Source organism: Roseovarius sp. MBR-6 (assembly GCF_040547525.1).
In the GTDB taxonomy this organism is placed as follows: Bacteria; Pseudomonadota; Alphaproteobacteria; order Rhodobacterales; family Rhodobacteraceae; genus Roseovarius.
In genome coordinates this window covers 1-18,205 of the sequence record NZ_JBEPPW010000018.1, presented here as the reverse complement: position 1 = coordinate 18,205, position 18,205 = coordinate 1, and the positions used below count along the sequence as shown (strand labels likewise).

The 18,205-nt window shown below is 64.9% G+C and carries 22 protein-coding genes; 13 read left to right on the top strand and 9 right to left on the bottom strand.

Going from position 1 to position 18,205, the window contains the following annotated elements; all coding sequences use genetic code 11:
• Positions 1 to 5: 5 nt before the first annotated feature.
• The 6 genes from ABIE57_RS17060 to ABIE57_RS17035 all read right to left on the bottom strand — a co-directional run bounded on the left by ABIE57_RS17060 (position 6) and on the right by ABIE57_RS17035 (position 5,256).
• A complete protein-coding gene (locus ABIE57_RS17060; RefSeq protein ID WP_354540233.1) occupies positions 6 to 986 on the bottom strand; it encodes an FAD:protein FMN transferase in 981 nt (326 codons plus the stop codon).
• Positions 967 to 3,174: a PepSY domain-containing protein gene (locus tag ABIE57_RS17055; protein ID WP_354540232.1), complete on the bottom strand. Its 2,208-nt coding sequence runs from the start codon at positions 3,172 to 3,174 to the stop codon at positions 967 to 969. The genes ABIE57_RS17060 and ABIE57_RS17055 overlap by 20 nt, the downstream gene beginning before the upstream one ends.
• 11 nt (positions 3,175 to 3,185) lie before the next feature.
• Positions 3,186 to 3,656, bottom strand: a complete 471-nt coding sequence (locus tag ABIE57_RS17050; protein ID WP_354540231.1) for a DUF2271 domain-containing protein — start codon at positions 3,654 to 3,656, stop codon at positions 3,186 to 3,188.
• 74 nt (positions 3,657 to 3,730) lie between these two features.
• On the bottom strand, positions 3,731 to 4,117 hold the full coding sequence (locus ABIE57_RS17045; protein ID WP_354540230.1) for a PepSY domain-containing protein: 387 nt from the start codon (positions 4,115 to 4,117) through the stop codon (positions 3,731 to 3,733).
• A gap of 151 nt (positions 4,118 to 4,268) precedes the next feature.
• On the bottom strand, positions 4,269 to 4,931 hold the full coding sequence (locus ABIE57_RS17040; RefSeq protein WP_354540229.1) for a cytochrome b/b6 domain-containing protein: 663 nt from the start codon (positions 4,929 to 4,931) through the stop codon (positions 4,269 to 4,271).
• The gene (locus tag ABIE57_RS17035; protein ID WP_354540228.1) at positions 4,924 to 5,256 is read right to left on the bottom strand and encodes a PepSY domain-containing protein; all 333 of its coding nucleotides are present in this window, start codon (positions 5,254 to 5,256) and stop codon (positions 4,924 to 4,926) included. Before ABIE57_RS17035 ends, ABIE57_RS17040 begins: the two co-directional genes overlap by 8 nt.
• A 148-nt stretch (positions 5,257 to 5,404) precedes the next feature.
• Between ABIE57_RS17035 and ABIE57_RS17030 the strand changes: the two genes are divergently transcribed.
• The 12 genes from ABIE57_RS17030 to ABIE57_RS16975 all read left to right on the top strand — a co-directional run bounded on the left by ABIE57_RS17030 (position 5,405) and on the right by ABIE57_RS16975 (position 15,830).
• Positions 5,405 to 6,064 (top strand): response regulator transcription factor, encoded by a 660-nt coding sequence (locus tag ABIE57_RS17030; protein WP_354540227.1) that lies wholly within the window; start codon positions 5,405 to 5,407, stop codon positions 6,062 to 6,064.
• Positions 6,061 to 7,443, top strand: coding sequence for a sensor histidine kinase (locus ABIE57_RS17025; RefSeq protein WP_354540226.1), 1,383 nt, complete (start codon positions 6,061 to 6,063; stop codon positions 7,441 to 7,443). Before ABIE57_RS17030 ends, ABIE57_RS17025 begins: the two co-directional genes overlap by 4 nt.
• 105 nt (positions 7,444 to 7,548) lie before the next feature.
• Positions 7,549 to 8,016 carry an RrF2 family transcriptional regulator gene (locus ABIE57_RS17020; protein ID WP_354540225.1) on the top strand — a complete coding sequence of 156 codons (468 nt, stop codon included), beginning with the start codon at positions 7,549 to 7,551 and terminating at the stop codon, positions 8,014 to 8,016.
• 182 nt (positions 8,017 to 8,198) lie between these two features.
• Complete coding sequence (locus tag ABIE57_RS17015; protein WP_454283773.1) at positions 8,199 to 9,377, top strand: sulfate ABC transporter substrate-binding protein; 1,179 nt, start codon at positions 8,199 to 8,201, stop codon at positions 9,375 to 9,377.
• Between the two features lie 2 nt (positions 9,378 to 9,379).
• Positions 9,380 to 10,219, top strand: coding sequence for a sulfate ABC transporter permease subunit CysT (cysT, locus tag ABIE57_RS17010; RefSeq protein WP_354540224.1), 840 nt, complete (start codon positions 9,380 to 9,382; stop codon positions 10,217 to 10,219).
• Between the two features lie 4 nt (positions 10,220 to 10,223).
• Positions 10,224 to 10,481 (top strand): hypothetical protein, encoded by a 258-nt coding sequence (locus ABIE57_RS17005; RefSeq protein ID WP_354540223.1) that lies wholly within the window; start codon positions 10,224 to 10,226, stop codon positions 10,479 to 10,481.
• Positions 10,474 to 11,337, top strand: a complete 864-nt coding sequence (gene cysW, locus ABIE57_RS17000; protein WP_354540222.1) for a sulfate ABC transporter permease subunit CysW — start codon at positions 10,474 to 10,476, stop codon at positions 11,335 to 11,337. The genes ABIE57_RS17005 and cysW overlap by 8 nt, the downstream gene beginning before the upstream one ends.
• A gap of 13 nt (positions 11,338 to 11,350) precedes the next feature.
• The gene (locus tag ABIE57_RS16995) at positions 11,351 to 12,070 is read left to right on the top strand and encodes a sulfate/molybdate ABC transporter ATP-binding protein (protein ID WP_354540221.1); all 720 of its coding nucleotides are present in this window, start codon (positions 11,351 to 11,353) and stop codon (positions 12,068 to 12,070) included.
• A 2-nt stretch (positions 12,071 to 12,072) separates the two neighbouring features.
• Positions 12,073 to 12,552, top strand: coding sequence for an Lrp/AsnC family transcriptional regulator (locus ABIE57_RS16990; RefSeq protein WP_354540220.1), 480 nt, complete (start codon positions 12,073 to 12,075; stop codon positions 12,550 to 12,552).
• A 99-nt stretch (positions 12,553 to 12,651) separates the two neighbouring features.
• Entirely contained in the window at positions 12,652 to 13,239 is a 588-nt protein-coding gene (locus ABIE57_RS16985) for an RBBP9/YdeN family alpha/beta hydrolase (RefSeq protein ID WP_354540219.1), read from the top strand.
• 115 nt (positions 13,240 to 13,354) lie between these two features.
• Positions 13,355 to 13,504, top strand: coding sequence for a hypothetical protein (locus tag ABIE57_RS16980; RefSeq protein WP_354540218.1), 150 nt, complete (start codon positions 13,355 to 13,357; stop codon positions 13,502 to 13,504).
• Positions 13,505 to 13,862: 358 nt separating this feature from the next.
• Positions 13,863 to 15,830, top strand: a complete 1,968-nt coding sequence (locus ABIE57_RS16975; protein WP_354540217.1) for a methylmalonyl-CoA mutase family protein — start codon at positions 13,863 to 13,865, stop codon at positions 15,828 to 15,830.
• 143 nt (positions 15,831 to 15,973) lie between these two features.
• On the opposite strand, the gene ABIE57_RS16970 is transcribed toward ABIE57_RS16975, so the two are convergent.
• The 3 genes from ABIE57_RS16970 to ABIE57_RS16960 all read right to left on the bottom strand — a co-directional run bounded on the left by ABIE57_RS16970 (position 15,974) and on the right by ABIE57_RS16960 (position 17,538).
• Positions 15,974 to 16,483: a CarD family transcriptional regulator gene (locus tag ABIE57_RS16970; RefSeq protein ID WP_354540216.1), complete on the bottom strand. Its 510-nt coding sequence runs from the start codon at positions 16,481 to 16,483 to the stop codon at positions 15,974 to 15,976.
• A 287-nt stretch (positions 16,484 to 16,770) separates the two neighbouring features.
• Positions 16,771 to 17,109 (bottom strand): ferredoxin FdxA, encoded by a 339-nt coding sequence (gene fdxA / locus ABIE57_RS16965; protein ID WP_354540215.1) that lies wholly within the window; start codon positions 17,107 to 17,109, stop codon positions 16,771 to 16,773.
• Positions 17,110 to 17,163: 54 nt separating this feature from the next.
• Complete coding sequence (locus ABIE57_RS16960) at positions 17,164 to 17,538, bottom strand: RNA-binding S4 domain-containing protein (protein WP_354540268.1); 375 nt, start codon at positions 17,536 to 17,538, stop codon at positions 17,164 to 17,166.
• Positions 17,539 to 17,681: 143 nt separating this feature from the next.
• Here ABIE57_RS16960 and ABIE57_RS16955 point away from each other — a divergent pair, with 143 nt between their 5' ends.
• The gene (locus tag ABIE57_RS16955; RefSeq protein WP_354540214.1) at positions 17,682 to 17,879 is read left to right on the top strand and encodes a hypothetical protein; all 198 of its coding nucleotides are present in this window, start codon (positions 17,682 to 17,684) and stop codon (positions 17,877 to 17,879) included.
• Positions 17,880 to 18,205: the final 326 nt, after the last annotated feature.

The window sequence follows — 18,205 nt, the reverse complement described above, 5'->3', positions numbered from 1 at the left end:
ACGGCTCATCCTTCCCCGGTGGGGACAATTGCGGCGGGGTCGCCGGAAAAAAGCCGTCCGACTCCAATGCCCCTTGTGGTCCCGTCATCATCGCGCACAAGGAACAGGGCGTCGAGCGCGCGTTGCCGCGCCAGTGCCGCACCCCTCTCCGCGCCCAGCACCATCAGCGCCGTCGCCCAGGCGTCGGCCTCGGCACATGTCCGCGCAACGACCGTGACGGAGGCAGGCGACGCGATCAGCGGCGCGCCGCGGGCAGGGTCCATCGTGTGCGACAGGCGTCTTCCCTGCACCTCGACCCAGTGGCGGTAATCGCCCGAGGTCGCCACAGCGGCGTCCTCAAGTGCCAGGATGGACTGCGGCGTCCGGCGATCCGGATCCGGCGCTTCCACCGCGATGATCCATGCCTCGCCATCCTGCCGGAGGCCCATGGCGCGCATCTCACCGTCGATGCCGACAAGGGCATTGCCAATTCCGTGGTCGCAAAGGGTTTCTGCCAGCCGGTCCACGCCATAGCCCTTGGCGATACCGTTGAGATCAATCGCAATCGGCGCGGACTTGCGCGCCCGGGCCGCGCCGACCTCGAGGCTCTCATGGGCGTGGTTCCGTTTTGCCGCCATCGCGGCGCGGATGCCATCGGGCGCGGCGGCTTCGGGCCCGAAACCCCAGGCCGTCACGGCATCGCCCATGCCGATATCAAAGGCCCCACCCGAGGCGCGCCCGATCTCCAGACCAAGTTGCAGCACCCTATGCAGGTGATCGGGGATCGCCACCCAGGCACCGACGGGGGCGGCGTTGAGGCGCATCAGGTCGCTGCCCGCGTTCCATGTCGACATCTGCCCGTCCACGTCGTCGACGGCCGCTTGCAGCGCGGCCTCGAGAGGGCCGGTGTCAAACCCCGGCTCTGCAAGGAACCGCGCCGACCAACGCGTGCCCATGGTCGGGCCGTTCAGGACGATGCGCGCGCGCTCAGTAGACATCTTCGACATACCGCCCCTCCGCCTTCAGTGTTGCAGGCGTCAGCCCCGAGGGCGCGAGGATCTCGGCCAGCGCGTCCGTGACGCCCGCCGCCATGTCGCGCCCGCCGCAGACCATGATGCGTGCGCCGTCGCGGACAAGCTGCGCCACCAGCGCCGCGTCGCCGCGCAACGCGTCCTGGACGTAATGGCGTTGCGCCCCGCGCGAGACGGCCGTTATCAGCTTGGTCAGTCGGCCGTCAGCCTGCCAACCGGGCATCTCCGCGTCATAGAGGAAATCGCTGGCGGGATGGCGCATCCCGAAGAAGAGATGCACGGGCCGGTGTCGCCTATTGCCACGGATGACCCCCGCCAGCGGCCCGATGCCGGTGCCCGCCCCGATCAGGATCAGCGGGGTGCGGCCCCGTGCGGGCCGGAAGCCGGGATTGCGGCGCAGGAAGGCGGTCACCGTGTCGCCCGGCTCCAACGCCGTGAGCTGTCCCGAGCAAAGGCCGCCCGCGTGCTTCTTGACGACGATCTCGACAAAGCCGTCGCGGCGGGCAGAGGCGAGCGAATAGAGGCGCGGCACGGCGCTGCCCCGTGGCACGATGCCGATGAGATCGCCCGCGCTGAACCGGGCAAACCCCGCGCCGCTCAGCCGCTGCCAGAGCGTGGCCCGCGGCAGGGCAAAGCGCAGGATCGCCGTGGGGGCCTGCACTTCGGCCCCGTAATCACGGCGCGAGACAATGGTCAGCGTCTCGGACTTCGGCAGGACCGGCTGGTGCGACAAGTCGAGATCGACCCCCAGAGCCTCGCCCAGCGCGCGGCCCCAGCGGGCAAAATCCTGCGGCGACTGGCGGTCGATGGTGTCCAGTGGTATCAGTTCGGCCCAGCCCTTGGCCTCTGCCGCTGCTGAGACCGCCTTGGCAAAAGCGCAATAGGCGGGAAAGCTGCGGTCGCCAAAGCCAAGCACGGCGAGCGGCACATCCGGCGCGCAGTCCGCGTTGATCAACTGGTCAAGAAACCCCTTGGCCGAGGACGGCGCCGCGCCATCGCCATAGGTCGCTGCAAGCAGAATGATCCGGCGGGCGGCTGTGTAGCGCTGCGGCGCAAATCCCGACATCGGGCCGACATGCACGCTCTGCCCGACGCGGCTCAGCGCCGCGTGCAATGTTGCGGCAAAGCCCCAGGTGCTGCCGCCCTCGCTGCCAACCAGCACGACCGTTTCGGCGCGCGCGGCAGGCTGATTGCCCCGGATGCGGGGCCGCCCGCGCCGCCCGGCCAGCCAGATCAGCCCACCCGTCGCCCCCATCGCGGGCACGCCAAGCGCCATCACCCCAAGGATCAGCCCAAGCAGCGCAGCCCCCTGTCCGGTGTGCAGCATGTATATGGTTTCCGACACGCGTTGCCAGTTGCCCGGCCGGGCCCAGGACAGCAGCGCGCCGGTGCCCTGGTCGATATGGCCGGTGCCGCTGTCGGTGGTCAGCGTAAAGACATCCGTCGCATCACCGGCATAGGGAAAGCCGAGGTCGCGCAGCGCGCTGACCGGGGTATCCCGGAGGGCGGGCATCTGGCGCAGCGCAAAGCCCGCCTCGCCGCTCACCTCTGCGGGGAAATCGGCCATGACCTCGGCATCGGGCAGAAGATCGAAGGTAGAGGCCGTCATCCAAAGGGCGGTGGCAGAGGACAGCACAAGGCCCGCCACCGCGATGCGGGCGATCCCGACATGCAGCCGACCAGCCAGCGGTCCGCGCAAGCGCGCGAACCAGTGCCGCCAACCGCCCGTCCGCCGTGCCACCAGCAAGGCCCCCGACAACGAGAGCACCAGTATTGCAGCCGCCCCTGCCGCCATTGCGATGCGCCCCCCGTCGCCGAGGAAGAGCGAGCGGTGCAGGTTGGTCAGCCAGCGTTGAGTCTGGTTGGGGTCGGCAGAGGCCACGCCCTGCCCGGTGGCCGGGTCGATCACGGCGGCCCCCGGCGCGCCCTGATCGAACCAATAGGCGGTGATCCGGCCCGAGGGCGCGCGGCGGATCTGCTCAACCCCCGGATAGGCGCCCTGGATCCGGTCCGCGAGGGTGGCGACGCTCAGCCCGGCCTCGGCCTGCGGCTCGGTGATGCGCTCGGCCGCCGGAAAGACCGACAGCGTCGCGCCGCTCAGGCTGAGGATGGTGACAAGCACGAGGGCCAAAAGACCCGGCCAGCGGTGGAGTGCGCGGATCATGGCCCCCTCCCTTACATGTCGTATTTGAAGCTGGCGATATAGCGGCGGCCCTGCACGGGCGTGCCCGCGCCTGCGGTCGTCAGCGGCACCGCCACCTCGTTGGGGCTGTCGCGCATGTCCTCGACCGCTGCGTCGATGTGCAGCGTATAGCCCGCATCAAAGAGCGCATCGGCCAGATCGAGCGTGATCTCGAGCGTCCGCCCCGCGCCGACACTGGCCCCGGTGATGCCGTTGACCTGGCCCGTGTCGCCCCCTGTGGCGCGGTGCCAGTCGGTCAGATGCGTGTAATATTTCGACTTGCCGCCCGCCATCCACAGGCTGCCGACATAGGCGCCCGAGGCGTCCGTGACATAGAGCGCAAGGTAAGCGCCGTCGCCGCCGTAAGTGTTCAAGGTGGTGGTCAATGTGACGGGCCTCGCCATGGCGAGGCCGGGAAGCGTCAGCGCGGTGGTGAGTGCGAGCGTTGCGAGGAGTGGTTTCATGACAATGTCCTTATGGCGGTGTGATGCAGGATCCAACGCACGGCGCAGCGGAGTCCGCCGCGCCGCGGCATGGATCAGTTGACTTTGACCGTCGGCACGGTGCCGGTGCCGAAAAGGCCGTTCTGCGGCGGGGCCACGGTGCCTGCCGGCGCGGGATTGCGGGCACCGCCGCGATCATCGTCGTCGTCATCCTCCTCATATTCCATCTCGACGACCTTCAGCGTTGCGGGATCAAGTTTGGCCTCGATCTCGCGGCCATTGGCATCGCGGCCCTCGATCTCGTAACAGCCATCGTCGATCTTGAACTTGCGCACGGTCCAGCCGTTCTGTTCGGCCGCCTGCATCGCGGCCTCGCGCGGTTGCCACTGGTCGCGGGGCACATTGCAATCATCGTCATCGGCCAGCGCCGCACCTGCGGGCAGGAGGGCGACAAGGGAAAGGGCAATCAGGGTCTGTTTCATGGCAGGGTCTCCTTTTCTCTGCTGAGACCAATCTGGCGTGCCGACCTGAGCGCATCCTGACAAAGCGGTGAGTCGCGCTTCAGCTTGCCGTCAGCAAGAAAAAAGCCCCGCCGGTGAAGGCGGGGCCGGATCAAGCGGGGATTTCGCACGCTCAGGCGATGTCGCCCGGTTCCGGTGCGCGCTTGTCACCGGTGACCATGGCGCGCGCGAGGTTCTCATCGTGGCGGAACGAGGCCAGCACGACGCCCGCGACGTGCAGCGCCACGAGCAGCAGCAGCAGGTTGGCCAGAACCTCGTGCGCCTCTTCGACAAACCCGCCGCCGCCTTCGCCGTCGTCGCCATCGTCGTCGCCATCCGCAAGGGCAGGGGCCACGATCTGCGGCATATCGGGCAGCATCGCCACGCGGCCCGGCTCGTCCAGAAGCCAACCGGTGAAGGCTGTGCCCGAGAGCGCGATCAGCAACGCCACGATCATCGCCGCCCCGGCCGGATTGTGACCAAGATAGCGCCGCTCTCTGCCCCGCGTCAGGTCGCCGATATAGGCCAGCGTCTCGCGGGGCCCCTTGAGGAATTGCGAAAAGCGCGCATAGCGGCTGCCGACAAGGCCCCATATCAGCCGGAAACCCACCAGACCGGCGACGACATAGCCCGCGACCTCGTGCAGGGTGTCAAGCTCCTCGGCACTCAGCCAGGCCACCGCGAAGGCGGCGACAAGGCTCCAGTGGAACACCCGGACGAGAGGGTCCCAGACCCGGACCTTGCGATCCGTCCGGGCATCCGGTCGTGATGTGTGCATGGCGTTGGTGTCAGTCATCCTTCTCTCCTTTGCGATCCCGATCCCGATCCCGATCGTGTCGATCGTCGTCGTCATCATCCTCGTATTCGAACTCGATCACTTGCAGCGTGGCCGGGTGGACAGTCACCTCGATTCGCCGTCCGCTGGCATCCCGACCGTCGATCTCGTAGCAGCCATCGTCGATCTTGATGCGGCGCACGGTCCAGCCATTCGTCTCGGCCAGCCGCGCCACGGCATCGCGCGGTTGCCAATCGGCCATCGGCACGAAACAATCATCATCCGCCAGCGCGGCACCGGCCGGAAAGACCGCGAGAAAGCCAAGAATTGTCAATGTCCGCTTCATGGGCCAATCTCCTTGTGGAACGCCTGTTGAGGCAGCTTATGCGCGGCGAAGCTGACGGCAGGCTGAAGACATTGGCCCGCGCGCGTCAGCTTTGCGTCAGCACAAACCGTCAGAAGCGGATCAAATACACAAGGAAAGATCAAACCCCATGCGCATCCTGCTGATCGAGGACGACACGACACTCGGTGCCGCCGTGCGCGACCAGATCACTGCCGACGGTCAGTCGGTGGATTGGGTCACGCGGCTCGATGCGGCGGGCGACGCGGTGACTGGAACCGCCTATGACCTGATCCTCCTGGACCTCATGCTGCCGGACGGGCGCGGCATCGGATTTCTGAAATCCTTGCGCGCGCGGGGCGATGTGACGCCGGTCATCATCCTGACCGCCCTCGATCAGGTCTCGGACCGGATCGAGGGCTTGAACGCGGGCGCCGACGATTACCTCGTCAAACCCTTCGACCTGTCGGAGCTGTCGGCGCGCATCGGTTCGGTCGCGCGACGCTACAGCGGCAACCCCAACCCCATCGTCAGCCACGGGCCTCTGGATATCGACCTCGCCGCCCGCAGCATCCACAAGGACGGCAAGCCGGTCGCCCTGACGGCGCGCGAATGGGCACTCTTCGAGGCATTCCTGTCGCGCCCCGGGCAATTGCTGTCCAAGGCGCAACTGGAAGACAAGCTCTACAGCTTCGGTTCCGAGATCGAGAGCAACACCATCGAGGTCCACGTGAGCCGCCTGCGCAAGAAGCTGGGGAGTGCCATCATCGAGACCGAGCGCGGCATGGGCTACCGTCTGGGGCGCGCATGAGCTGGCCCGCCAGCCTTCAGGCGCGGCTCGGCCTCACGCTCGGTCTCGTGCTGACGGTCCTGTGGCTCGCCGCCGCCGCGATCACGGCGGTGATCGTCCGGGGCGAAATGGACGAGGTGTTCGACAGTGCCTTGCGCGAGACCGCCGAGCGTATCCTGCCGCTGGCCGTGACCGACATCGTCGGGCGGGAAGATCAGGGCGTGACGCAGCGCCTTGCACCGATCCGCGCGCATGACGAGTTTTTCACTTACGTCGTCCGCGATGCCCAAGGGCGCATCCTGCTGCAATCCCATGCGGCGGACCCTGCCGTTTTTCCTCCCTACGACGGTCCGGGATTTGGCCAGACCGCCACGCATCGCCTCTACAGCGACGCCGCCTTGCAGGGCACGATCCGGATCACCGTGGCCGAACCGCTGGCGCATCGCGCCTCGGTCGCTCGGGAAGTCCAGATGGGCCTCGGCCTGCCGGTGCTGGTCGTGCTGCCCCTGGCGCTTGCGGCGATCATCTTGTTTGTCCGCTTCAGCCTTGGGCCCCTGCACCGGTTCCGCACCCGGCTTGACGCGCGCGACGCCCGCGACCTCTCGGAAGTGCCGGACCAGGACCTGCCGAGGGAAATCGCCCCGCTGGCCGACACGTTGAACGCCCTTCTGACCCGGCTCCGCGCGGCGTTCGAGGCCGAGCGCAGCTTTGCGGCGAACGCGGCTCATGAGTTGCGGACGCCACTTGCGGGGGCCATCGCGCAGGCGCAACGCCTTCGGTCGGAAACCGGCGACCGCGCGGCAGCACAGCGCGCAACCGATATCGAGGAGACGCTGAAACGGCTGACCCGCCGCACCGAGCGCCTGATGCAACTGGCGCGCGCCGAAGGCGGACGCCTGTTGTCGGAAATGCCATGTGATGCGCGAATGGCGCTGCGCCTTGTCGTGGAGGACATGGCGCGCGGCCTCGAGGCACCCGCGATTGCGCTTGACCTTCCCGGGACGCCGGTCCTGTCGACCATCGACCCCGACGCCCTGGGTATCGTTTGCCGAAACCTGGTGGAGAATGCGCTTCGGCATGGTGCCGCATATGGCGATGTTGGGGTAACTCTCACGCCTGATGGCGCACTGATCGTCTCGAACGCCGGACCGGTGGTCGGCCCTGATCGCCTCGCCCACCTGACCGACCGCTTCCAGCGCGACACGCAGACCTCGGATGGCAGCGGGCTCGGACTTGCGATCGTCGCCGCCATCGCAAACCGCACCGGCGGCACGCTGACCCTCGCATCCCCAAGGCCCGACGCAGCGGACGGCTTCCAGGCACGGTTCCGACTGCCGGCGGCGACGTCCACGGCCGAGCGGAGCGGACCAGGTAATAGGCACGTGATATATTTGCTCTGATGACCCGTGGTTTTTCATAGCAAACAGCGCTCGGGTCTCGCGTTTTGCAGACATCCTGATAAAGTTGACCTTGTTAGTCGCACTTTCCAAGGCCAGATATCCGACATGATCACCCACAAGACAAAATATGCTCTCAAATCCCTGATGGTTCTGGCCGATGAAAAGGCGGACACAGGCGAGGCGTTGCGGATCGAGGAAATCGCAGAGCGTTCCGGCGCGCCGAAGCGGTTTCTGGAGCATATCCTGCTGGACCTCAAGCGCGCTGGCTTGATCGGCAGCAAGCGGGGGCGCAATGGCGGCTATGAGCTGATCAAGGAGCCGCGCCGCATTTCGATTGCCGAGGTTTTGCGCCTGATTGACGGGCCGATGGCACCGCTGCCGTGCCTCTCGCGCAAGGCTTACCGGCGTTGCGAGGATTGCAAGGATGAACAAACCTGCCGCGTGCGGGCGGTGTTTGGCGGGTTTTATGCCACCTATATCCTGATGATCGAATCGCTGACTTTGGCCGATTTGCAGCGGGATTCGGCCCCGCTGGAGCGCTTCGATGTGGCGGCGTCGCAGGCCGGAGAATAATATTCTATAATCACGACCAAGATCGCCGTGATTTTTCCTTTGCAATACTCGACCATCTCTGTCGTTATTTAGGTGTCAGATGGCGGTGCGCCGGGACAGCGCCCTTGGAAAGGGTGTTGCGTCCCATCGGCCCCGCCGCCTGACACGAGATTTGGACACGGGGTTGAACAAAGGAGACACCCATGTATCGCACCATCCAGCTTGGCGCCTATGCGCAGGCACAGGGCAAATTCATTCGCACTCTGAGCGATGGCCGCATCGAGATCGAGGCCGGCAAGACGCGCCTGATCGGACGCGCGGTCGAAAAAAGCCGCGCGGTGGTGGATCTTGGCAGCCGGTTGCTCGGCAAGCGCGGCCTGCGTGGCGGCCTCGTGGCGACTGTTGCCGCCCTTGGCCTGATGCTGAGCCCGGTCGGCAACGGCGCGGCACAGGCGCAGGAGAGCGTGGAGATCCTCAACGTGTCCTACGACCCGACCCGCGAGTTTTACCGCGAGTATAACGAGCTCTTCAACGACTGGTGGACCGCGCAGGGCAATGCACCGGTGACCGTTCAGCAATCGCATGGCGGCGCGGGCGCACAGGCGCGGGCCGTGATCGACGGGCTGGAGGCGACGGTGGTCACGCTGGCGCTGTCGGCCGATATCGACAAGATTTCCGCCAGCACCGGCAAATTCCCCGCCGACTGGCAATCGCGGCTGGCGCATAATTCCTCGCCCTATACCTCGACCATTGTGTTTCTGGTGCGCGACGGCAACCCCAAGGGCATCAAGGATTGGGATGATCTGGTGAAGGACGGCGTTCAGGTCGTCACCCCCAACCCCAAGACATCGGGCGGCGCGCGCTGGAACTTCCTTGCCGCCTGGGCCTATGCCGACAAGAACGGGCTCGATCCCAAGGACTTTGTGGGCAAGCTTTATAAAAACGTGCCGGTGCTCGATACCGGCGCGCGCGGCTCGACCACGACCTTTACGCAGCGCGGCATCGGCGATGTGTTGCTCGCGTGGGAGAACGAAGCGTTTCTGGCGCTGAAGGAGCGCGGCGAGGATGCGTTCGACATCGTGGTGCCGTCGGTCTCGGTTCTGGCGGAGCCGCCGGTGACGCTGGTCGATGGCAACATCAAGAGCGAGGCGCAGCGCAAGGCCGCCGAGGCCTATCTGGAGCATCTCTACAGCCCCGAGGCACAGGCACTGGCGCTGAAACACTTCTACCGCGCCTGGGACACGTCCAAGGCCAACCCCGAGGATGTCGCGCGCTTCCCCGATGTCACGCGCCTGTCGATTGCCGAGTTCGGCGGCTGGCCCAAGGTGCAGCCCGAGTATTTCGGCGAGGGCGGCGTGTTTGATCAGATTTATGAGGAATGACCATGCGGGCGAGCCTTTTGCGCTCGCCCTCACCCCTGCCGGGGTTTGGGCTGAGCTTTGGCATCATGATGGCGATCCTGTCCATCGTGGTGCTTCTTCCTATCGGCGCGTTGCTGGGGCGTGGCCTGATGATTGGCCCGGCCGATGTGTGGGGCATGGTCAATTCGCGCCGCATCTGGGCGGCGCTGGAATTGTCGTTTCGCGCCGCTTTGATCGCGTCGCTGTTCAACCTCGTGTTCGGGCTGGCACTGGCCTGGGTGCTGGTGCGCTATCGGTTCTGGGGGCGCAAGCTGATCGACGCCGCCGTTGACCTGCCCTTTGCCCTGCCGACGGCGGTGGCGGGCATCGCGCTCACCGCGCTTTACGCGCCCAATGGTGTGTTCGGGCAGGCGCTGGCCCCCTTGGGCATCAAGGTGGCCTATACCGAGTTGGGCATCTGGATGGCGCTGATCTTCATCGGGCTGCCCTTCGTTGTGCGCACCGTGCAGCCGGTGATCGAAGAGTTGGACCGCGAGGTGGAAGAGGTCAGCGCCACGCTGGGCGCGCGCCGCGCCTACACGCTGCGCCGGGTGGTTCTGCCCACGCTGACGCCGGCACTTCTGACCGGCTTCGCACTCGCCTTGGCGCGGTCGGTCGGCGAATACGGATCGGTCATCTTCATCGCGGGCAATATCCCGAACCTCACCGAGATCGCACCGCTGCTGATCGTGATCCGGCTGGAGGAATACAATTACGACGCCGCTGCCGCGATCGGCATCGCCATGTTGCTGATTTCCTTTGCGATGCTGCTGGCCATCAACATCATTCAAATCTGGAGCAGACGGAGGATCGGTCTTGTCTGATATCGTGAACACACACAACGAACCCGAACTTGCTGCTGGCGCGACGTTTCTTCTCGCCGGGCTGGCAACGCTTATCCTGATCCTGGCGGCGATGGCCGCCGGCAAATCGCTTTGGGTCATCCTCGCGGTGTGGGTCGTCGGTGGCCCCCTGATCTTGATCGCGTTGATGCTTGCCCTCGCGCTCGGCGAGGTTTTGGCCAACGCGCATGGCACCGGATCGCTTGACGACCTTAGCTGCGACGCAGGGGGCAAGCATGTCTGATATCGCGCTCACTCACCACACCCCCGTCACCACGGAGCCACGGCTGGCGCGACATCTTCTGATCGGCACGGTTCTGGTGCTGATCGGCGTGCTGCTCTTCGCGCCGCTCATCGCCGTCTTTGCCGAGGCGCTGCGCGATGGCTGGGCGGCCTCGCTCACGGCGCTGTCGTCGCCCGATGCGTGGTCGGCGATCCGCCTCACGCTGATCGTCGCGGCCATCGCCGTGCCGCTGAACGCGGTGTTCGGTATCGCCGCCGCCTGGGCGATCACGAAGTTCGACTTTCGCGGCAAGGCGTTCCTGATCACGCTGATTGACCTGCCGTTTTCCGTCTCGCCGGTGGTGGCGGGGCTGGCGTTGGTGCTTTTGTTCGGCGTCAACTCGTCGCTCGGGGGCTGGTTGGTGGCCAATGACATGCAGATCGTGTTCGCCTTTCCCGGCATCGTGCTGGCCACGATGTTCGTGACCTTCCCCTTTGTCGCGCGCGAGCTCATTCCGGTGATGATCGAACAGGGCCAGGCCGAGGAAGAGGCGGCGCTCACATTGGGGGCCTCAGGCTGGCGCGCCTTTTTCACTGTCACCCTGCCCAATATCCGTTGGGCGCTGCTTTATGGCGTGCTCTTGTGCAACGCGCGCGCCATGGGCGAGTTTGGCGCGGTCGCCGTCATCTCGGGCAAGATCCGGGGCGAGACAACCACCATGCCGATCATGATCGAGATGTTCTACAACGAATATCTCTCGGTCGCGGCGTTTTCACTGGCCGCTGTTCTGGCGCTTCTGGCGCTGGTCACGCTCACCCTCAAATCGCTTCTGGAATGGCGTCACGCGGATGTTCTGGCCGCAACGCGCCGCCACTGAAAGGGCAAAACACATGCATATCGAGATCGAGGAACTGGCCAAGGAATTCGGCACCGAGCGGGCGCTGCATCCGGTCTCGCTCGCCATCCCCTCGGGGGCGCTCATCGCCCTTCTGGGGCCGTCGGGGTCGGGCAAGACCACGCTCTTGCGCATCCTTGGCGGGCTGGAATTTCCCACCTCGGGGCGGGTGCTGTTTGATGGCTCCGACGCCACCGGGCTGAGCGTGCAGGAACGCCGCGCGGGCTTCGTGTTTCAGCATTACGCACTCTTCAAACACATGACCGTGTTTGAAAACATCGCCTATGGCCTGCGCGCGCGCCCCCGCAAGACCCGCCCGACCGAGGCCGAGATCGGCCGCCGGGTGAACCGCTTGCTGGACCTGATCCAGCTACCCGATATCGGCGCGCGCTATCCCAGCCAACTCTCGGGCGGGCAGCGGCAGCGCGTGGCGCTGGCGCGCGCGTTGGCGATCGAGCCGCGGATGCTGCTGCTGGATGAACCCTTCGGCGCGCTGGATGCCAAGGTGCGCAAGGAATTGCGCCAGGGCCTGCGCGATATCCACGACACCACCGGCCTGACCACGATTTTCGTGACCCACGATCAGGAAGAGGCGATGGAACTGGCCGATCTGGTGGTGGTCATGTCGATGGGCCGCATCGAGCAGGTCGGCAAACCCTCGGAGATCCGCGCCAAACCGGTCAATGATTTCGTGCGTGAATTCACGGCGTCCTGATCATGACCAAGACCGATCTGGACCGTATCGACCGCAAGATCCTGCACGAGTTGATGCGCGACGCGACCATTCCCGTGGCGCAACTGGCCGAGCGCGTCGGGCTGTCGCAAACCCCCTGCTGGAAACGGGTGCAAAAGCTTGAGGCCACTGGCATCATCACCGGGCGGGTGGCCATCGTTGACCCCGCCCGGATCGGCCTTGGCCTGACCGTCTTTGTCGAGATCGAGGCCCCCGATCATTCCCGCGAGTGGCGCGCCGAGTTTCGCGCCGCCATCGCGGAATTTGCGCAGATCATCGAAGTGCATCGCATGGCGGGCGATGTCGATTACCTGCTGAAAGTCGCCGTGGCCGACATGGCCAGCTTTGACGAATTCTACCTGCTGCTGACCCGCCGTTTGCCCTGTCGCAATGTCACCTCGAAATTCTCGATGGAGGTGATCCGCGACAGCACCGTGTTGCCAGTCGATACCGAGACGGTCTGACCCACCCCCGAAAAGGAGACTCACATTCCAAAACCTGCGACAAATTTGGAACCCTAAAACACGATAAACATGATAGTGTATTTGGGAAAGGAGATCACCATGATCAGAACCCTGCTTCTTCCCGGCCTTGACGGCTCGCCCGCCCCCCATTGGCAACACTGGTGGGAACGCATCGACCCGACCGCGCGCATCGTCGAGCAGAAATGCTGGACCCGCCCGCGCTCGGATCAATGGCTGACCGAGATCGCGGGCGCGCTTTTGCTGCATCCCGGCGCGGTTCTGGTGGCGCATTCGCTGGGGGCGGTGGCGGCGGTGCAGCTTCTGGCGCGCTGGCCGCAGCTCAAGGTCGGCGGCGCGCTTCTGGTGGCGCCGGCAGAGCCCAGCCATGACGCGCGCACAGCCCCTTTCGGCAAGATCCCCGAGGTGGCCCTGCACGTGCCGACCATCGTCGCCGCGAGCCGCAACGATCCGTGGATGGCACAGCCGCGCGCGCGCTGGCTTGCCAAACGCTGGGGCGCGGAGTTTGTCGATATGGGCGAGGCGGGGCATATCAACGTGGCCTCGGGCTTTGGCCCCTGGCCCGAGGGGCGCGCCCTGCGCGATCTGATCTGGACGCTACCCGCCCTGCCGGGCCGCGCCACGACAAGTTTCCAGACCCATCTCAGCCGACAGGAGGCCATCGCATGACACCCGTATTCAACCGCATCCGCAAGGCCGTTCCCATGACCGTCTTTGCCGTCGCCTATGTCTCGATGCTGGCCATACTGATCCTGACCTGACCCCGAGACAAGGAGCCGCGCCCATGATCTGCTACGCCCCCGACCCCTGTCTCGCCGGCATGTTCGCCCCTGAATACGGCGTGCCCGAGGAAGGTCCCTTGCCCTCGCTCGGCGAGGCGGTTCTGGGGCTTGCCTGCCTCGCGCTCACTTGCGTGATCCTCGGGTCGTCGTGATGGATGGCTCGTTTCCGCTGAGCGAGCGAGTGGCGGAACATCTCGGCACACCTCCGGATGTTCGCCCAGAGATTTCCGGGGGACTGCTTGGCGACCTCTGGCTGATGAAAGAGCTGAAGATAAAGTTGATTGAGCGGGTATATTGTCATTTTTGACGTCCTGCGGGTCAAGAACTTCTATGGGCAATAGGCCAAACGCCGTGCACAAGGGCCCCAGCCGCTCACGCTTTCGGCCCGCCCCGGCTGCAAGCGCGAAATCCCGGCTTCGCCGCAACGCAGCGAATTGACAGTGCAGGTTTGTTGCCTGTAGTTTGTCGTGAACGTAAGAAAATTACGCAACCGATTCACGAGGCCGCCTGATGTCGCAGACGCAGAAAGACCGCCCCTGGCTTATCCGCACCTATGCGGGCCATTCGACAGCGGCGAAATCCAACGCGCTCTATCGCGCGAATCTCGGCAAGGGACAGACCGGCCTTTCGGTCGCTTTCGATCTGCCCACACAGACCGGCTATGACAGCGATCATGTCCTGGCCCGCGGCGAGGTCGGCAAGGTCGGCGTGCCCATCTGCCATCTGGGCGACATGCGCACGCTGTTTGACGCGATCCCGCTCGATCAGATGAACACCTCGATGACGATCAACGCCACCGCGCCCTGGCTTCTGGCGCTCTATATCGCCGTGGCCGAAGAGCAGGGGGCGGATGTGGCCGCGTTGCAAGGCACGGTGCAGAACGACCTCATCAAGGAATATCTGTCGCGCGGGACCTATATCTGCCCGCCCGCGCCGAGCCTGAAAATGATCGGCGACGTGGCCGAATATTGCTACAAGCATGTGCCGAAATGGAACCCGATGAATGTCTGTTCCTATCACCTGCAAGAGGCGGGCGCCACGCCCGAGCAAGAGCTGGCCTTTGCGCTGGCCACCGCCGTCGCGGTGCTGGATGAGCTGCGCCCTCGTGTCCCCGCCGCCGATTTCCCGGCCCTCGCGTCGCGGATTTCGTTCTTTGTCAACGCAGGTATCCGGTTCGTGACCGAGATGTGCAAGATGCGCGCCTTTGTCGATCTGTGGGACGAGATATTGCAGGAGCGCTACGGCGTCAGCGACCCCAAACACCGCCGCTTCCGCTACGGCGTGCAGGTCAATTCGCTGGGCCTGACCGAGCAGCAACCCGAAAACAACGTTTACCGCATCCTGATCGAGATGCTGGCCGTGACGCTCTCGAAACGCGCGCGTGCCCGCGCGGTTCAGCTTCCGGCGTGGAACGAGGCGCTTGGCCTGCCGCGCCCCTGGGATCAGCAATGGTCGATGCGGATGCAGCAAATTCTGGCCTATGAGACGGATTTGCTGGAATTCGACGACCTTTTTGACGGCAACCCGGCGGTCGATGCCAAGGTCGCGGTGCTCAAGGACGGCGCGCGGCACGAACTGGCCAATATCGAGAGCATGGGCGGCGCGGTGGCGGCGATCGAGTATATGAAATCGCGGCTGGTGGAAAGCAATGCCGACCGGCTGGGCCGGATCGAGGCGGGCGAAACCGTCGTTGTCGGCGTCAACAAATGGCAGGAGGGTGAACCCTCGCCGCTCCAGACCGAGGATGGCGGGATCATGGTCGTCGATCCGGCGGTCGAGGCCGAGCAGATCGCGCGGCTGGACGCTTGGCGCAGCACCCGCGACGCCGCCGCCGTCACGGCCGCGCTCGCCGATCTGCGCGCCGCGGCAAACGAGGGGCGCAACATCATGCCTTCCTCCATCGCCTGCGCCCGCGCAGGCGTGACCACGGGCGAATGGGCCGCCGAGATGCGCGCCGTGCATGGCGAATATCGCGGCCCCACCGGCGTCTCGGCCAGCCCATCGAACCGCACCGAGGGGCTCGACGATCTGCGCGCCGCCGTTGATACCGTCTCGGGGCGGCTTGGCCGGCGACTGAAGTTCCTTGTCGGCAAGCCGGGGCTTGACGGGCATTCCAACGGGGCCGAGCAGATCGCCTGCCGTGCCCGCGATTGCGGCATGGATATCCGCTACGAGGGCATCCGCCTGACGCCTGAACAGATCGTCGCCGCAGCCCTTGAGGATGAGGCGCATGTCGTCGGCCTCTCGATCCTCTCGGGCAGCCACATGCCGCTGGTCGAGGAGTTGATGGACCGGATGCGCGCGGCCGAGTTGGGGCATGTGCCGGTGATCGTCGGCGGCATCATCCCCGAGGAGGACGCGAAACGGATGCGCGAAATGGGCGTGGCACGCGTCTATACGCCCAAGGATTTCGAGTTGAACACAATCATGATGGACATCGTGGCACTCGCCGATCCGCAGGCCGTGGCGGCTGAATGAGCGTTCAACGGTCCTTGCGGCAGCCTTGACCGGGCTGGCAACCCTCAACCCGCGTGACATGCGTGCGGCAGGGCGGTGGCCGCCCGTGAGACGACAAAGGCCGCGCCCTTTCGAGGCACGGCCTTTTTCAGATAATGAACGGATCAGGCCGCGCGGGACACCAGAACCTCGCCAACCTGCTTGGCGGCCTGAACCTCATCCGCACCGGAGGCGGCCGCCACTTCGCGCGTCAGGCGCTCAAGCGCGGCCTCGTAAAGCTGACGCTCCGAATAGCTCTGTTCGCGCTGATCGTCGCTGCGGTGCAGGTCGCGCACGACCTCTGCGATGGCGATAAGGTCGCCCGAATTGATTTTCTGCTCATACTCCTGCGCGCGGCGCGACCACATCGCCCGCTTGACGCGCGCCTTGCCCTTGAGCGTGGTCATCGCCTTGGAGATCACGTCCGGGCTCGACAGGCCGCGCATCCCGATTTCCACCGCCTTGTTGGTTGGCACGCGCAAGGTCATCTTGTCCTTTTCAAAGGAGATGACGAACATCTCGAGGCTGAGGCCCGCAATCTCCTGTTCCTCGATCGAGATGATCTGGCCCACGCCATGCGCCGGATAGACAACGTAATCGTCGGGGCGAAACTCGGTCTTTCTGGTTTTCGACATTCGGTTCTTTCCTTGCATCACGCCCTAAGGCACAGCAAACGCCACATGCCTCGATCTCTCAAGATCAGGGTATATGGGTCATGTTACATGATTTGCCCCCAACGGCAGCGTAAGGGGGCCTGTGAGGCGTGTTTCTTGTGTCACCTAAGTTAGTGTAACACAAAAAAGACCCTTGCGAAAGGGGATGCTCTCAAACACCTCTTTTCAAGTCAGGATTTCAATGCGTTAAACGAATTCAAAACCTTCATCCGGTCCGGCTGCGCGCCGAATCGGGATGCGCGTCGGGCTCAGCCTCCTTCGCCGGGGGCCTCGGAGAAATACTTGTCCATCTTGCCCGTCTCGCCGTCGCGCTCTTCGGCTTCGGGCAGCGGGTCCTTCTTGGTCACGATGACCGGCCAAGCCTCGGAATACTTTCGGTTGAAGGTGACCCACGGCTCCATGTCCGGTTCGGTATCGGGGCGGATCGCGTCGGCGGGGCATTCCGGTTCGCACACGCCGCAGTCAATGCATTCGTCGGGATGGATCACCAGCATGTTCTCGCCCTCGTAGAAACAGTCCACCGGGCATACCTCGACGCAATCGGTGTATTTGCAGGCGATGCAATTGTCGGTGACGACATAGGTCATGGCGATCTCTCAGGTTTCCTCAGCGCTGCGCATCACCTAATCCAGTGTGCCGGATCATTCAAGCGTGCCGGGATCACGCGGGAGGAGTTTGCGCCGGTCGCGCTTGGTGGGCCGCCCCTTTCCCTCGAAGCGCGGTGCCGGCGGAACGGTGTCCTGCGTCTCGGGCGGGCTCAGGTCATCATAGAGGGCCTGCGCCTCGACGGAAGGCCCGCGTCGCGCCCCAAGTGCGGCGATGCGCACCACCCGCACCCGCGTGCCTTGCGCGAATGTCAGCACATCGCCTGGGCCGACACCCTGCGCGGGCTTGCTCACCCGCGCGCCATTGACCCGGACATGACCCGCCGACACCTGCCCTGCCGCAAGCGTGCGGGTCTTGAAAAACCGCGCCTGCCAAAGCCATTTGTCAAGACGCAGCTTTGCCGGGGCAATGTCGGTCAAGAAAGACCCCCGCCCGGCCTGAAATCCGTGCTCATCCGTCTCGCTCTCGCACCCTTATTCCTGCATCGGGATCGCCTGAGGCGGTCCGCCACTTTACTCGGTTGCCCCCCTGTCCCTGTCTTATCGGGAAACGGATGTTGAGCCAACGCATAACGCGCTTGTTCAAACGAATTGACCGCCTGGATGGCACGGGCTGCGGCAAGGTGGAAAGGATAACGCCCGTGCAGCGTGACGCGCTCGACCGGTGGGCGGCTGCGATCACTTCCGGTGGTGAAGCCGAAGCGACGGCGCGGCGCGGCCTTGCCGACAGTCTGGTTGACTTTGACCCATGAGCCCGCGCCCCCGACTGACGCGTTCGAAGCATCAAGCGGCGCTCAAAGGGTGTTGGATCAAGGCGGGGCGTGAAACCATGCCGAACGATTTTTCTATACAAATCATTATGTTGTGGGAAAAACATGGTGCCCAGGAGAGAATTATAGGCGGCGGAGACGCGATTTCCGCCGCCCAGAAAAAGCTCCCACTTCTTCGGCACTTGGAGCTTAATCGGGTCGAAAAACCAAGGATGAGAACGGCGGTGCGAAAGTCGGCCACGGTAGCGGCGGGATGAGCCTGCTGCGGGCGGCGTAAAAGTCGGCCACCTTTACCCTTTCTGGTGACA

What these genes read in the sequence shown, in the direction of transcription:
- ABIE57_RS16985 (WP_354540219.1), top strand. Translation starts at nt 12,652, where the DNA reads ATGATCAGAACCCTGCTTCTTCCCGGCCTTGACGGCTCGCCCGCCCCC.
- ABIE57_RS17050 (WP_354540231.1), bottom strand. Translation starts at nt 3,656, where the DNA reads ATGAAACCACTCCTCGCAACGCTCGCACTCACCACCGCGCTGACGCTT.
- ABIE57_RS16980 (WP_354540218.1), top strand. Translation starts at nt 13,355, where the DNA reads ATGATCTGCTACGCCCCCGACCCCTGTCTCGCCGGCATGTTCGCCCCT.
- ABIE57_RS17030 (WP_354540227.1), top strand. Translation starts at nt 5,405, where the DNA reads ATGCGCATCCTGCTGATCGAGGACGACACGACACTCGGTGCCGCCGTG.
- ABIE57_RS17045 (WP_354540230.1), bottom strand. Translation starts at nt 4,117, where the DNA reads ATGAAACAGACCCTGATTGCCCTTTCCCTTGTCGCCCTCCTGCCCGCA.
- ABIE57_RS17040 (WP_354540229.1), bottom strand. Translation starts at nt 4,931, where the DNA reads ATGACTGACACCAACGCCATGCACACATCACGACCGGATGCCCGGACG.
- ABIE57_RS16995 (WP_354540221.1), top strand. Translation starts at nt 11,351, where the DNA reads ATGCATATCGAGATCGAGGAACTGGCCAAGGAATTCGGCACCGAGCGG.
- ABIE57_RS16955 (WP_354540214.1), top strand. Translation starts at nt 17,682, where the DNA reads ATGTTGAGCCAACGCATAACGCGCTTGTTCAAACGAATTGACCGCCTG.
- ABIE57_RS17025 (WP_354540226.1), top strand. Translation starts at nt 6,061, where the DNA reads ATGAGCTGGCCCGCCAGCCTTCAGGCGCGGCTCGGCCTCACGCTCGGT.
- cysW (WP_354540222.1), top strand. Translation starts at nt 10,474, where the DNA reads ATGTCTGATATCGCGCTCACTCACCACACCCCCGTCACCACGGAGCCA.
- cysT (WP_354540224.1), top strand. Translation starts at nt 9,380, where the DNA reads ATGCGGGCGAGCCTTTTGCGCTCGCCCTCACCCCTGCCGGGGTTTGGG.
- ABIE57_RS16975 (WP_354540217.1), top strand. Translation starts at nt 13,863, where the DNA reads ATGTCGCAGACGCAGAAAGACCGCCCCTGGCTTATCCGCACCTATGCG.
- fdxA (WP_354540215.1), bottom strand. Translation starts at nt 17,109, where the DNA reads ATGACCTATGTCGTCACCGACAATTGCATCGCCTGCAAATACACCGAT.
- ABIE57_RS17055 (WP_354540232.1), bottom strand. Translation starts at nt 3,174, where the DNA reads ATGATCCGCGCACTCCACCGCTGGCCGGGTCTTTTGGCCCTCGTGCTT.
- ABIE57_RS17015 (WP_454283773.1), top strand. Translation starts at nt 8,199, where the DNA reads ATGTATCGCACCATCCAGCTTGGCGCCTATGCGCAGGCACAGGGCAAA.
- ABIE57_RS16970 (WP_354540216.1), bottom strand. Translation starts at nt 16,483, where the DNA reads ATGTCGAAAACCAGAAAGACCGAGTTTCGCCCCGACGATTACGTTGTC.
- ABIE57_RS17020 (WP_354540225.1), top strand. Translation starts at nt 7,549, where the DNA reads ATGATCACCCACAAGACAAAATATGCTCTCAAATCCCTGATGGTTCTG.
- ABIE57_RS17035 (WP_354540228.1), bottom strand. Translation starts at nt 5,256, where the DNA reads ATGAAGCGGACATTGACAATTCTTGGCTTTCTCGCGGTCTTTCCGGCC.
- ABIE57_RS17060 (WP_354540233.1), bottom strand. Translation starts at nt 986, where the DNA reads ATGTCGAAGATGTCTACTGAGCGCGCGCGCATCGTCCTGAACGGCCCG.
- ABIE57_RS16990 (WP_354540220.1), top strand. Translation starts at nt 12,073, where the DNA reads ATGACCAAGACCGATCTGGACCGTATCGACCGCAAGATCCTGCACGAG.